Origin of the sequence: Baekduia soli (assembly GCF_007970665.1) — a bacterium.
GTDB lineage: Bacteria > Actinomycetota > Thermoleophilia > Solirubrobacterales > Solirubrobacteraceae > Baekduia > Baekduia soli.
The window spans coordinates 66,582-78,630 of record NZ_CP042430.1 but is presented as its reverse complement, the minus strand read 5'-3'; the positions used below and the strand labels follow the sequence as shown (position 1 = coordinate 78,630).

Below are 12,049 nucleotides of genomic sequence, written 5' to 3'. Positions count from 1 at the left end.
ACGACGGCTCGATCCGCGTCAGCATCGCCGTGGTGGAGTCCTAGGCGCCGGCGGAACCCCGCCTTCGTGTCACATGCCGTCCTGCGGCATGCTCGGCATCGCGTGCCCCTCGGGGACGGTCAGGCCCGGGAGCGCATCGGGCGCGGCGAGCATCAGGACGCCGAGCACGATCAGGATCGCCGCCGTCCCGTAGGTGACGACACGACGCCAGGGCAGCGTCTTCTCGGCCGCGATGAGCGCCGAGACGACCGCCATCCACACGATGCTCATGACGCCGAGCGCGAACAGCGACGCCATGAGCGCCCAGCAGCACCCCAGGCACCATGCGCCGTGCCGGACGCCCATCCGCAGCGCGCCGGCCCGGCCGTCGCGCCAGGCGCCGAGCAGGAACCCGAGCGGACTGCGGCACTTCGCGAGGCAGACGTGCTTGAGCGGCGTGACCTCGTAGACCGCCGCGACCAGCAGCGTCGCCCCCGCGATCCACCGTCCGGCGCCGTCCCACGCCAGCGCGTCTCCGGCGACGAGGCCGACGGATCGCGAGAACGCGAAGGCGGCCAGCCCGGCGGCCCCCCACACGAGCAGGTAGCCGGCGGCGAACACCAGCGGCGCCACGCTATCGCGCGTCATGCGCGCATAGAGCCCGACCGTCGGGGACAGCGACGGGAACATCATGGCGGCCATCATCACGACCCACACGCCGACGAACCAGCCGAGTGTGCCCAGCGGAGACCAAGGACCGGCGTCCATGCCGCGCATCCGCTCCGCGGTCGACCACCACCCGACCGCGGCGACCGCGACGAGCAACGCGACGAGCCCCAGGCGCGCGCGAGCCGGGCCGAGCGCCGCTGCGGGGCCGGCGGCCCGGTCCGGCGCCGCGAGGGTCATGCCGCCCAGGAGAACGCGGACGTCGACAGCCCGGTCTTGCCCTCGTACTCGATCCCGAACGCGCTGATGCGCGAGCGCTTGGCCTCCGCCATCGTGAGATCGGATCCGACGGGGTGGAACATGCCGGAGAAGCGCACCGGCGCTCCGGTCTCGACCCCGAAGGGCACGATGTCCTCGACCTCGAAGTCGATCGCGTCGCCCACCCGCACGGTGTGGCGCAGGCCGTCGTCGGTCATCTCGATGGGTGCCCGCTCCACGCCGAGGACCTCGCCCACCAGCGGCGCGAGTCCGCTCATCGGTCCGCCGAGCTGACCGCCGAACACCTTGCCGAGCTTGTCCGCCTGCTCGTCGGCCGCCCGCTCGTCGATGAACATCCCGAGCCGCCAGTTGCCCTCGGTCATGACCTTCGGAGTGTCGATGATCACGACGACGTTGAGCCCCGCGACGTCGGTGCCGTCGATCTGGCCCTCATCGATGTGGAAGCCGAGGGTCGCGCGGCAGAAGTCGTAGGTCGCGCCGTGATCGAAGGAGAGGTTGCACGGGCACATGAGCTCGCACGAACACGTCTCCGCGTAGCTGCCCTTCAGGGTCCACGCCATGTCACACCACCTTCTGATCGCTCGAGCCGATTCTCCACCGTGCGCTCGAGCGGGTCAACCCATCCACGCGGCGGCGCGCCGATGGCGTCCCCAGGCTCGGGACCGACCCTCCGAGATCCGCGGGGCGGCCGTGCGCTCCGCGTCCTCACGCCAGGAGCTCCACGTACCCGCCGGTGCCGTGCACGCGGATCCGCTGCCCGTCGCGGATGCGCCGGGTGGCGTCCTCGACCCCGACGACCGCCGGCAGGCCGTACTCGCGGGCGATCACCGTGCCGTGGGTCATCAGGCCGCCGACCTCCGTGACGAGCCCCGTGATGGCCACGAACAGGGGCGACCAGCTGGGGTCCGTTCCGGTGGTGACCAGGATGTCGCCCGGCTCGAGCTCGGCCTCGCCCAGGTCCAGGATGACGCGGGCGCGTCCCTCGACGGTCCCGGCGGAGACCGGCAGGCCGGCCAGCGCGCCGGCCGGCACGTCGTCGCGCCGGTAGGCCCCGGTGACGACCTCGCCCTCCGACGTCATCACCCGCGGCGGCGTCAGGGCCTGGTGCGCGGCGAACGCCTGGCGGCGCTCGGCGATGCGGCCGTGGTCCGCCGCGTGGGTGCGCAGGACGTCGCCGAGCTCGGGCAGCGTGAGGTAGAAGACGTCCTCGGGCTCGCGGAGCACGCCGGCCGCGGCCAGGCGGCCGGCCTCGCCCATCAGCGCCTGCTTGTACACGTAGAAGCGGCTGACGATGCAGTACTTCGGATCCTCCCGGTACCCGCTGAAGGTCCGGACGCGGTCGATCATCCGCTTGGCCTCCCGCGCCTTGTCCGCGCCGCCCGGCAGGGCCCGCAGGCGCTCGAGGACGTCCTGCTCCTTCTCCCAGGCCTGCCGCCGGCCCTGCTCGAAGCGCCGCCGGCCGGCCCCCGCCTCGGCGTTGCGGGCGTTGCCGAGGATCATCGGCACGAGCGCCGAGGGACGCTCGCCCCAGCGCGGCCGGGTGATGTCGATCTCACCGACGCAGCGCATGCCGTAGCGCTCGAGGTAGCCCTCGATGGCCTCCCGCGCCTCCCGGCCGCCGTCGAGCTCATCCAGGCCGTCGAGGAAGGCGTCGTCCTCGACCCCGTCCAGGAAGGCCATCACCTCGGGGTGCGGGCGCACGACGTCGGCCACGTCCAGCAGTGCCAGCCCCATCTCCGACGTGATGTTCCGGGGGACCGAGAGCGCCAGCGTGTCCGCCGCGCCCTTCTCGCCCAGCCACGCCTCCAGGCGCTCGTCGAGCCACCACGCGGCCTCCATGCCGGCCGTGATGACCTGGGTGCTCCGCGAGTCGAACGTGATCCGCCGCAGCTCCTGGATGTCGGCGAGGATGAAGTCCAGAAGCGCCGGGCCGGACATCGTCCGGATGTCGCGGCCCAGCGCCGCGACGGACGCCCGGCTGGTCCTGATGAGTTCGTCGACGACGGCCGGATCGGTCGCGATCGGCACGGGCGCGCCGCCCGCGGCGGCCCCGGCGGGGCGGTCGTCCTCCGGCGCCGGCGGGAGGAGGCCGCCGCGCTCGACGATGGTCCGCAGCGCGTCGCCGACGAGCGGATCGGACCGGCCGAGCGCCTCCAGGACGCCCGGGCGCGTGGCCGGCGAGGCCAGGCGCGGCGCGACGTCGACGAACAGCCGGCCGCCCGCCTCGTACATCGTGGGGAGGGCCACGTGCTGGTACAGCGAGATCCCCAGCGGCCTCATGGCGTCGGTCATCATCTGCCCGTGGCCGACGGAGACGTAGACGCGACGTGCGTCGTCGCCGGCGTCGGGCACGGGGAACAGCGTGGTGATCGGCCGGCTCTGCACGATCTCGATGTCGTCGTCGCCGGTCAGGCACCACTCGATGTCCTGGGGGCGACCGAAGTGCGCCTCGATCCGGCGCCCGAGCGCGGCGAGCCGCAGGGCCTGCGCGTCGGTCAGCGCGGGCTGCGCCCGGCGCCCGGCCTCGATCGCCCGCTCCTCGGTCCCGCCCGCGGCCCCCGCGTGGACGGCCAGCCGCTTGGCGCCGATCTCCCGGGCCACGACCGCGCCGTCGCGCACCTTGTAGATGTCGCTGTCGACCAGGCCGCAGACCACGGCCTCGCCGAGGCCGAAGGCGGCCTCGACCGAGACGACCCTGCGGTTGGACGTGACCGGGTCGGCGGTGAAGAGGACGCCGGCCGCCTGCGGGACGGCCATCCGCTGGACGACCACGGCCATCCGGGTCGTCCGGTGGTCGAGCCCGTGGCGGATCCGGTAGGTCACGGCGCGCTCGGTGAACAGCGAGGCCCAGGCCCGCCGGACGTGCTCGAGGATCGCGGCGGGTCCAACGATGTTGAGGTACGTGTCGTGCTGGCCGGCGAAGGAGGCCGTCGGCGAGTCCTCGGCCGTCGCGCTCGACCGGACGGCATAGGCGGACCGCTCGCCCGCGCGCGCCAGCGCGAGCGTGATCGCCGCCGTCACCTCGCCCGGGACGGCGACGTCCTGCAGCGTGCGGCGGATCGCGGCGCTGAACGCCCGGATCGCGCTGCGGTCGTCCGCGTCCAGGCACGACAGCCGGTCGAGCGCCCCGTCGATCGATGGGGCCTGCGTGACGACGCGCCGGAACGCCTCGGTCGTCACGCAGAAGCCGGGCGGCACGCGGATGCCCTCCAGGTGCGACAGCGCTCCCAGGTGGGCGCCCTTGCCGCCGGCGAGCGCCACCCGCGTCGCGTCGATCTCGCGAAGGTCCAACACATAGGGGTCGGAGGTCAAGGTGAAGGTCTTGATCGGATGGCTGGTGCTGACCGCTGTGGACTGCTGCTCGGCACGCATCGCGGAGCTCCCTTGGTCGTTTGCGGCGAGCGAGTATGCAGCACCCCCGGGGGCTTGAAACAAGCCCCCCTGGTCGCGATACTTTGGATGTGGCGGGGGCCTTCGTCCTCACCGCGCTGCGTTGAGGATCACCGCGAGCACGAAGCTCAGCAGGGCGATCGCCCGCAGCGCCCAGCCCCGCCACGAGCTGCCGGTGCCCACGACCATGTCGCGGATCACCGGCACCCACGTCGCGATGGCGATGACGCACAGGACGAGCGCGGCCGTTCGCATCTCGCTCAGGTGTACCCGATGGGGATCGCGCTCCCATAGGCTCGCCCGGTGCCCACGCCGCTGACCCGCCGCGAGGTGCTCAAGGGGGCCGCCGGTCTGGCGGCGCTCGGCGCCGGCGCGACGCTGGCCGCGCCCGCCTCGGCCACGCGGCGCGACCGGGTGGCCGTCATCGGCGCAGGGGCCGGCGGCGTGACCGCGGCATACCTCCTCGCCGGCAGCTACGAGGTGGACGTGTTCGAGGCGCGAGCCCGGATCGGCGGGCACTGCGACTCGCGCGTCGTGGCGGACCCGTCCGATCCGTCGCAGGCCGTGACCGTCGATCTCGGCGCGCAGTTCTTCCACCCCGACACCCATCCGCTCTACGTCACGCTGCTCGAGGAGCTCGGCCTCTACGACCCCGCCGACCCGTCGGCGGGGGAGACCTACGCGGCGCCCGGCAGCCTCTGCGTGTTCCCTGTGGCCGGCGGCCCGCCGTGGCTCACCTCGACCCACCCGCTGGCGACGCCGTGGAACGCCATCGAGTTCGCCGTCTTCGCGCAGCTGGCGCGGCGCGCCGTGCTGGACGGCCTGGCGTGGGAGACGACCGTCGACGAGTGGATCGCCGGCCTCCCGCTCGGGCCGGCGTTCAAGGCCGACGTGCTCTTCCCGTGGATCACGGCGACGATCGGCTCCCCGCGCGCCGATGCCGCGCGGGCATCGGCGCGCTCGATCCTGCAGACGTTCGCGCTCGCGTTCCCGGCCGACCTCAAGGGGGCGAGCACCTACACCTCGAAGATCGGCCTGCAGGGAAATCTCCAGCGCCTGCTGGACCGCGCCCCGGCCGCGAGGGTCCGCCTCGACGCGCCGGTGCGGGCCCTGGCGCTGCGCGGCGACGGCTGGGTCCTGCGCACGCCCGCCGGCCGGCAGGGCCCGTACCGCTTCGTGGTGCTCAACGCGCCGCCGCGCATCGGGCGCGAGCTGCTGCGGCCGTTGCGCGCGTTCGGCGATGTCACCGCGCTGCTCGACCGCTACGAGTACTTCGACTCGCGCCTGCTGATCCACCGCGACCCGGCCTACGTGCACCCCCGGCGCTGGAACTGGGCCGCGTACAACGCCGGGGTCGACGGGGTCGAGTGCGAGGGCAGCGCGTGGATCGGCGCCCTGCACGCCCCGCTGCCCTCAGGCGGGACGGTCGAGCTGTTCAAGTCGTGGGCCCAGCGCCGGCGTGCCGACCCGACGGAGATCCTCCTGGAGCGGCGGTTCAAGCACCCGCTCATCAGCGCGCAGACCGTCGCGGCCGCCCGCGCGCTGCGCCCGCTCCAGGGCCGCGGTGGCCTGTGCTTCAGCGGTACCTACACGGCGGGCAGCGACCTGCAGGAGACAGCGGTCTGGTCGGCCATGAAGGTTGCCGAGGCGCTGGCGCCGGCCGCCCCGGCGCTCACCGCGCTGCAGGCCCGCATGGCGGCCAACGGGATCGCCGGCCTCTCCTACGACCTCTAGGCGGCCGCGAGTTTCTCCGCAAGATGCGGCCTCGCCGGCCGCGGGGGCTTCCGCCCGGCGGCGCGGTCGGAGAGGGTCCGGGCCGTCGAGGACCACGGAACGCGTCCTGGCTGTGTGCGGCGTCTGCGGCGGCCGCACCGAGAAACGGCCATGGTGGCGGGGCGGGCTCGCCCCGCTGCCGCCGGCTTCCCCCAGCCGCGGTAGGCCGACTTCACCGGGGACCTCAAGAGGATGACGGTGCCGGTCCACGTCATGCCCGGCGACGACGACCAGATCGTGCGACTCCGGGCCGCTGTCGGCCGAGCTGCTGCCCAACGGCACGCTCGAGAGCGCCGGGTCAGCCGGTGCCGCGGTCGACCTTGTGGGCCAGGAGCAGGCCCTCGATCACCCGCGGGAACGTGGTCACGGGGTCGAGGATCGGGAGCCCGTGGCCGGGCGCGACGACCTCGGCCCCGAGGTCGGCGACGAGCGCCTGGAGCTCCCGGGTCAGCGGCTCCATGTCCCGGTACTTCGACCAGCGCAGCGACGCCTCGCTGAACAGCCCGGTCATCTCGGGGATGTCGAGGTCGTCGGCCTCCTCGGCGACCAGGCTGCACTGCTCGGCGAGGTGGTAGTGCGCGTAGGCGAAGCCGTCGCCGGAGAAGAGCGCTCTGCGGCGCGTGTCGAAGAGCCATTGCGTGCCGGGCAGGTCGTAGAAGACCGGCGCGACGGCCACGACCTCGCTGTCGCCGAGGCTGATCCGCTCGCCGATCTCCAGCGGCATGAGGCGGGCGGCGAGCTCGGGGAAGATCAGGTGGTAGTCGCGCACGTCGCCGCACAGCACGGCGTCGGGGTAGCGGTCCAGCCAGCGCGCCACGCCGCCGGCGTGCGGCGTCTCCTGATGGGTGGGCCACACGTAGCGCACCGGCGGCCCGCCGGACCGCTCGACCTCGTCGAGCTGGCGCTCGATGACGTCGAGGTCGTTCGGCAGGCCCGCATCGACGATCACCGCGGCCTCGCTGCCCTGCAGCACGAAGAGCGAGTCGAGGCTGTGCAGGGTCGTGCCGGCGTAGGTCACGTGGATGCAGTCGCCGAGCCAGTGCAGGCCGGGGGCGATCTCACGGGGCAGGGATCGGCGCGTCATCGGCGGGCCTCAGGCGGGGATCATCGCGGCGCACCGGGCGATGGCCTCGTCGAGGAGCCCGACGTGGCGGGCGACGACGTCGCGGCCGCGCAGGATGCCGCCGTAGGCCGGGGCCACGGTCTCGACGTCACGCTCGGCGAACACGCCGGCCAGCCACGTGCGCAGCTCGTCGGCGTGCGACTGGGCCAGCCACCAGTAGCGGCCGCCGAGCAGGTGCTCCTGCACGGACTCGACGGTCGCGCCGTCGTTGTCGTCGGTGATGACCGCCGCGTCCTGGCCGCCGCGTGCGCGGGCATGGGTGAACATGTCCGAGGTCAGCAGCGTGCGCGTGGCTGCGTCGTAGATCCAGTGCGTCTGCAGCAGCCGGATCGCCGGCCGGAAGACCTCGAGCGTCCTGGCGCCCAGGACGACCTCCTCGTGCTCGTGCAGCACGCGGGTGCTCAGGCCCGTGAGGGGCGTCGTCGCGTCGCCGCGCACGAGCGCGTCGCGGCCGGCCAGGCGCAGGTCGACGTGGAAGTCGCCCCAGCCCAGCGGGTCCGGGTGCTGCCCGCAGACCTCGCGCACGGCGAACCGCTCGAGGATCGGCAGGAGGTTGCACATCGCGTCGAACTCCTGCGTGCGCAGGGCGATGACGGTGAGGTCGTCGCCGGGGCCGGTGAGCTCGGCCAGCCCGGCGAGGACCTGCTCGCGATGCGCGCCCAGCCCGGTGTCGACGATCACGACCGAGTTCCCGTCGCGCAGGACGTAGACGTGCATGAAGCCCACGCCGCGTGCGGCGGGCGGATGCCAGCTCACGCGCCCGTCAATGGCATAGCTGTTGATGATCGCGGCCAGCCGCCCCGGCGCCAGCTCGAGGATCATCCGCCCTCCTCGGCCGGCCGGGGCGCGGGCCGCGCCCGCCCCGGCATCGTGACCACGATGTAGTCGTCCTCGATCGCGATCGGGAAGCTCTCAGCCACGTAGGGTCCCGGCCGCAGCTTGGACGCGGCCAGGCCCACGACCGACTCGGTGGCCGTGCCCGCCGCCGGGCGCCCGACGTCGCCGGTCTGCACCTCCGGGGCCACCTCGCCGCCGGCGCGCACGTCGACGGGGTAGGGCCGGGCCCGCGAGTCGAAGTAGGACTGCCCGGTCTCGATGTCGTACTCCCAGCCGTGCCACGGGCAGCGCAACAGCGCGTGCTCCTCGTCGTAGCGGAACTCGCCGGGCACGGTGGAGTCCAGCCGCCCCAGGATCGACCCGCGACACAGCTCGGCGCCCATGTGCGGGCACTGGTTCAGCAGCGCGTGGAAGCGCCCGTTGATGTGGAACACCCCGATGGAGCGGCCCTGGACCTCGACGATGATCCGCCCGCCCTCGGGCAGGTCGGACGCCTTGGCGACGACGTGGCGGCCCATCTCAGCCGTCGCCGAGCTTGTAGTGGGCCCGGGCGTTGCCGGCCATGACCTTGGCGCGCGCCGCCTCGGGCAGCACGTCGAGCAGCGTCGCGACGGGGTGCTCGTGCCCGTGGGGGTAGTCGGAGCCGAACATGAGGATCTCGTCGGAGCCCAGCCACTCCACGTGGCGGGCGAGGTCGTCGGGCGACGGGCCGGCCCCGATGGGCTGGACGGCGACCTTGACGTGCTCGCGGAAGATGTCGGAGGGCAGCCGGTCGACCCAGGGCACCTCGCGCCGCAGCCCCTTCCACTCCTTGTCCAGCCGCCAGAGGAACGGGGCCAGCCACGTGAAGCCGGTCTCCAGCAGCGAGACGCGCAGCGTCGGGTAGCGCTGGAAGAGCCCCTCGCAGATCATGCTCGTCAGCTGCTGCCAGCACATGCCCAGCGCGCTGACGTACTCCTCCAAGAACCACGTCGCCCACCCCGTGCCGGTCGTCGCGCCCTCCGACGAGCCGCCGTAGTGCAGGCCGGCGACGAGGTCATGACGCTCGATCGCCTCGAAGAGCGGCAGCCAGATGCGGTTGCCGTACAACTTGGGCGACCACAGCGGCAGGAACACCTGCACGAACCCGGGATGCCCTCCGACCCGGTCGATCTCGGCCGCCGCATCGGCGGGGTTGTGCGACGGGACGACGGCGGTCGCGCGCAGGCGCGGGTCGCGGTCCAGCCACTCGTCGACGAGCCAGTCGTTCATCGCCCGGGCCAGCGCGGCGGCGAAGTCCGGGTTGCGGATGGCGTCCTGGCCCCAGTAGCAGCTGATGACCGCGCGCTCGACGCCGAGCGGGTCGAGCACGTGCTCCTGCAGGAGGCCGAGGTCGCTGGCCGGGGTGCGGCCGTCGGCCGGTCGCCAGCGCGCCGCGCACGTCACGCTGCTGCCCGGCGGGTACTTCGTCACCAGCGACGCCGGCGCGGTGAACCCGGTCTCGTCGATCCACTCCAGCCACTGGCGGGCCAGGTAGGGCCGGATGGCCTCCAGCGACGGCGGGTTGACGTGCAGGTCGGCGTCGATGACCGCGCCGGTCCACGGCGTGCCCAGCAGGTCGGGGCGGTCGGGGGCGACGGCCGGCATCAGGCGACGAACCCCTCGGCCAGCCGCGGGTACAGCGCGGCGGCCGTGCCCCGAGCACCGCCTCGCGCAGCTCGGGCGCCAGCGTCGTGGGCAGCGCGCGGTCGGGCGGGTCGAAGTCCCAGTGCGGGTAGTCGCTGGCGAACATGAGCCGGTCCTTGGCGAGCATGGCCAGGACCTCGTCGAACTCGTGGGGCCGGCGCGTCTCCTCCATCGGCTGGGTCGTGAACCAGACGTGGTCGCGCAGGTACTCCGACGGGGCGCGGTCGAACGGGTAGGGCTCCTCCTCGCGCAGCCGGCGCCAGGCGCTGTCCAGCAGCCAGCTGTAGGACGGGGCCCAGGTCCAGCCGCCCTCCTGGACGACGACCTTGAGGTCGGGGAAGCGGTCGAAGACGCCCTCGCAGATGAGGCTCGCGAGCTGGGCCAGGACGGACGGCGGTCGATCCATGTGGTCCTCGAAGTAGAAGCTCGGCCAGCCCGATCCCGTGCTGGGCATCGGCGCGTTGCCGGTGTGGAGCGAGAGCGGCAGGCCGAAGTGCGATGCCGCCTCGAACATGTCCCAGTACTTCCGCGCCCCCATGGGGTTGCGGGTGGAGAACGGCAGGCCGAGGTGGACGAAGCGCTCGTCGGCGCCGAAGCGCTCGATCTCGGCGACGGTCGCCTTCGGATCCTCGACGGCGACCGTGATCGACGAGTACAGCCGCTCGTCGACCGACAGCCACTCGGCGACGACCCAGTCGTTGACCGCGGCGACGAAGGCCTCGGTGAACGCGTAGGGCTGGTTGCCGCCGACCATGCCGGTGAAGAACGTCGCCGAGTTGTTGAGGATCGCCGCGTGCACGTCGTAGCGGTCCAGGAGCTGCTCGACGAAGTACTCGGCGTCGTTGCCGGGCGGCCGGCCCCGCGGCGACCAGGCGTCGGCGCGCGACGCCATGAGGCGGCCGCGCGGGATCCCGTGCTCGCCGACGGTGCGCAGCCCGAAGGTCTCGAGGTACCGCGCCCAGGTGCCGGACAGGTACGGCGCGATGTCGGGCGGCAGTGGGAAGTTGTGCGTATCCGTGTCGATGATGAGCGTCCGCGCCCCACCCTCGGGGCGCGAGGCCGTGCTGTCGATCAATGACGTCATGCCGTCTCTCCTTCGGCCGCTGTGAGGGCCAGCGTACGGGTGTGCCGCCGCGCAGCGCAATCGCGGGCGTCACGGAGGAGGTCGCTCCAGGCCGCCTGGGGCCGTGCGACGGTGCGGGCCTGCCCTCCGTCGTGCGCCCGGTGACGCCCGTCGAGCTCGACGGGAACGCCGCCGACCGCCTCCACATCGGTGAGCTCACCTCCGTCCGCCTGTAGTCGATCGGGATCTCCGGTCCTCAGTCGCGGGCGCGCGACGCGGTCGCGGCCAACAGCGCCGCCATCGCGCTGCTGCCGCGCTCGATGGCCGGCCGCATCGCGGGGTTCTCGTGCATGACGAGCGGGTCGTAGCCGTCGGGGAGCGCCCGGCGCAGGTGGCGGTCCAGCGCGAGGAGCCGCGGGTAGTAGCCACCGCCCATGCAGAAGATCGCGTCGAAGACCTGCCCGCCGATCGTGTGCTCGGCGATCGTCGTGGCGTGCTGCAGCTCCAGGGCGGTCGCGCCCGGGCCGGCCTCTGTCAGGCGCAGCTCGATCTCGTCGGCCCCGCCGCCCAGCGACACCCGCAGGTGGCGGGGCGGCTCGCACTCGACGATCTCGCCGGAGCCCATCATGGCCTGCTCGAAGCGGCCCCCGAGGCGCAGGTCGCCGCGGACCGGCACGTACCAGCGGGCGAGCCGGTCGGGATTGGTGCAGGCGTCCCAGACGTCGTCGATCGGGGCGGCGTAGACGCGGTCGAAGACCGCCACGCGCGCGTCGCCCGCGGCGATGCGTCGGTGCAGCAGCCGGGGGGTGGGCTCGGCGAGCCCGTCGTCGCGATCGCTCACGGGCGGTCCTTCCTGGCGGGGATCGTTGGTCGACCGGCGCGGGCCGTGCGCCGGCCGCGCGCCAGCTCGGTGCCCAGTGCGTCCAGCCGGCCCTCCCAGAACCGCCGGTAGGGCGCGAGCCACTCATCGACGGCCTGCAGCGGAGCGGGGTCCACCGCGTACAGCCGTTGCGTGCCCTGGGCGCGCACGGTCGCGAAGCCGTTCTCGCGCAACACGCGCAGCTGGCGCGACACCGCGGGCTGCGTGATGCCGAACTCCCGCTGGACGACGGCGCCGATGGCGCCGGCGGGTCGCTCACCGTCGGCCAGGAGGGTGAGGATCCGACGACGGACGGGGTCGCCGAGGACGTCGAACGCGTGCACTCCAGAAGGATATCAGTCTAGGCTTATATATGCCAAGGCTGAGATACCCGGCGTGCCCGGCACCGCCGCGC

General features: G+C 73.3%; 12 protein-coding genes and 1 pseudogene. 2 read left to right on the top strand and 11 right to left on the bottom strand.

Going from position 1 to position 12,049, the window contains the following annotated elements:
- Nucleotides 1-69 precede the first annotated feature (69 nt).
- The 4 genes from FSW04_RS00350 to FSW04_RS25455 all read right to left on the bottom strand — a co-directional run bounded on the left by FSW04_RS00350 (nt 70) and on the right by FSW04_RS25455 (nt 4,569).
- Nucleotides 70-885 carry a DUF2182 domain-containing protein gene (locus FSW04_RS00350; RefSeq protein ID WP_146915078.1) on the bottom strand — a complete coding sequence of 272 codons (816 nt, stop codon included), beginning with the start codon at nt 883-885 and terminating at the stop codon, nt 70-72.
- Entirely contained in the window at nt 882-1,484 is a 603-nt protein-coding gene (locus tag FSW04_RS00345; protein WP_146915076.1) for a DUF1326 domain-containing protein, read from the bottom strand. Before FSW04_RS00345 ends, FSW04_RS00350 begins: the two co-directional genes overlap by 4 nt.
- A gap of 145 nt (nt 1,485-1,629) precedes the next feature.
- A complete protein-coding gene (gene rph, locus FSW04_RS00340; RefSeq protein WP_146915074.1) occupies nt 1,630-4,296 on the bottom strand; it encodes a rifamycin-inactivating phosphotransferase in 2,667 nt (888 codons plus the stop codon).
- 108 nt (nt 4,297-4,404) lie between these two features.
- Nucleotides 4,405-4,569 carry a hypothetical protein gene (locus tag FSW04_RS25455; RefSeq protein WP_187369111.1) on the bottom strand — a complete coding sequence of 55 codons (165 nt, stop codon included), beginning with the start codon at nt 4,567-4,569 and terminating at the stop codon, nt 4,405-4,407.
- A 48-nt stretch (nt 4,570-4,617) separates the two neighbouring features.
- Between FSW04_RS25455 and FSW04_RS00335 the strand changes: the two genes are divergently transcribed.
- Complete coding sequence (locus FSW04_RS00335; protein ID WP_146915072.1) at nt 4,618-6,048, top strand: FAD-dependent oxidoreductase; 1,431 nt, start codon at nt 4,618-4,620, stop codon at nt 6,046-6,048.
- A 337-nt stretch (nt 6,049-6,385) separates the two neighbouring features.
- On the opposite strand, the gene FSW04_RS00330 is transcribed toward FSW04_RS00335, so the two are convergent.
- From FSW04_RS00330 to FSW04_RS28240, 5 genes and pseudogenes are all read right to left on the bottom strand, one after another.
- Complete coding sequence (locus FSW04_RS00330; RefSeq protein ID WP_146915070.1) at nt 6,386-7,171, bottom strand: MBL fold metallo-hydrolase; 786 nt, start codon at nt 7,169-7,171, stop codon at nt 6,386-6,388.
- Between the two features lie 9 nt (nt 7,172-7,180).
- A complete protein-coding gene (locus tag FSW04_RS00325; protein ID WP_146915068.1) occupies nt 7,181-8,032 on the bottom strand; it encodes an MBL fold metallo-hydrolase in 852 nt (283 codons plus the stop codon).
- A complete protein-coding gene (locus FSW04_RS00320) occupies nt 8,029-8,565 on the bottom strand; it encodes a Rieske (2Fe-2S) protein (RefSeq protein ID WP_146915066.1) in 537 nt (178 codons plus the stop codon). Before FSW04_RS00320 ends, FSW04_RS00325 begins: the two co-directional genes overlap by 4 nt.
- 1 nt (nt 8,566) lies before the next feature.
- The gene (locus tag FSW04_RS00315) at nt 8,567-9,673 is read right to left on the bottom strand and encodes an amidohydrolase family protein (RefSeq protein WP_146915064.1); all 1,107 of its coding nucleotides are present in this window, start codon (nt 9,671-9,673) and stop codon (nt 8,567-8,569) included.
- A gap of 109 nt (nt 9,674-9,782) precedes the next feature.
- Nucleotides 9,783-10,796: pseudogene (locus tag FSW04_RS28240) on the bottom strand (amidohydrolase family protein); the annotation flags it as partial.
- Between the two features lie 41 nt (nt 10,797-10,837).
- Between FSW04_RS28240 and FSW04_RS25450 the strand changes: the two are divergent.
- On the top strand, nt 10,838-11,011 hold the full coding sequence (locus FSW04_RS25450; RefSeq protein ID WP_187369110.1) for a hypothetical protein: 174 nt from the start codon (nt 10,838-10,840) through the stop codon (nt 11,009-11,011).
- Between the two features lie 20 nt (nt 11,012-11,031).
- Here the strand turns inward: FSW04_RS25450 and FSW04_RS00305 are convergent, their stop codons facing one another.
- Together FSW04_RS00305 and FSW04_RS00300 are read right to left on the bottom strand one after the other, a co-directional pair.
- Nucleotides 11,032-11,616 carry an SRPBCC domain-containing protein gene (locus tag FSW04_RS00305; protein ID WP_187369109.1) on the bottom strand — a complete coding sequence of 195 codons (585 nt, stop codon included), beginning with the start codon at nt 11,614-11,616 and terminating at the stop codon, nt 11,032-11,034.
- A complete protein-coding gene (locus FSW04_RS00300) occupies nt 11,613-11,978 on the bottom strand; it encodes an ArsR/SmtB family transcription factor (protein ID WP_146915059.1) in 366 nt (121 codons plus the stop codon). Before FSW04_RS00300 ends, FSW04_RS00305 begins: the two co-directional genes overlap by 4 nt.
- Nucleotides 11,979-12,049 lie beyond the last annotated feature (71 nt).

What these genes read in the sequence shown, in the direction of transcription:
- FSW04_RS00350 (WP_146915078.1), bottom strand. Translation starts at nt 885, where the DNA reads ATGACCCTCGCGGCGCCGGACCGGGCCGCCGGCCCCGCAGCGGCGCTC.
- rph (WP_146915074.1), bottom strand. Translation starts at nt 4,296, where the DNA reads ATGCGTGCCGAGCAGCAGTCCACAGCGGTCAGCACCAGCCATCCGATC.
- FSW04_RS00325 (WP_146915068.1), bottom strand. Translation starts at nt 8,032, where the DNA reads ATGATCCTCGAGCTGGCGCCGGGGCGGCTGGCCGCGATCATCAACAGC.
- FSW04_RS25455 (WP_187369111.1), bottom strand. Translation starts at nt 4,569, where the DNA reads ATGCGAACGGCCGCGCTCGTCCTGTGCGTCATCGCCATCGCGACGTGG.
- FSW04_RS00345 (WP_146915076.1), bottom strand. Translation starts at nt 1,484, where the DNA reads ATGGCGTGGACCCTGAAGGGCAGCTACGCGGAGACGTGTTCGTGCGAG.
- FSW04_RS00330 (WP_146915070.1), bottom strand. Translation starts at nt 7,171, where the DNA reads ATGACGCGCCGATCCCTGCCCCGTGAGATCGCCCCCGGCCTGCACTGG.
- FSW04_RS00315 (WP_146915064.1), bottom strand. Translation starts at nt 9,673, where the DNA reads ATGCCGGCCGTCGCCCCCGACCGCCCCGACCTGCTGGGCACGCCGTGG.
- FSW04_RS00320 (WP_146915066.1), bottom strand. Translation starts at nt 8,565, where the DNA reads ATGGGCCGCCACGTCGTCGCCAAGGCGTCCGACCTGCCCGAGGGCGGG.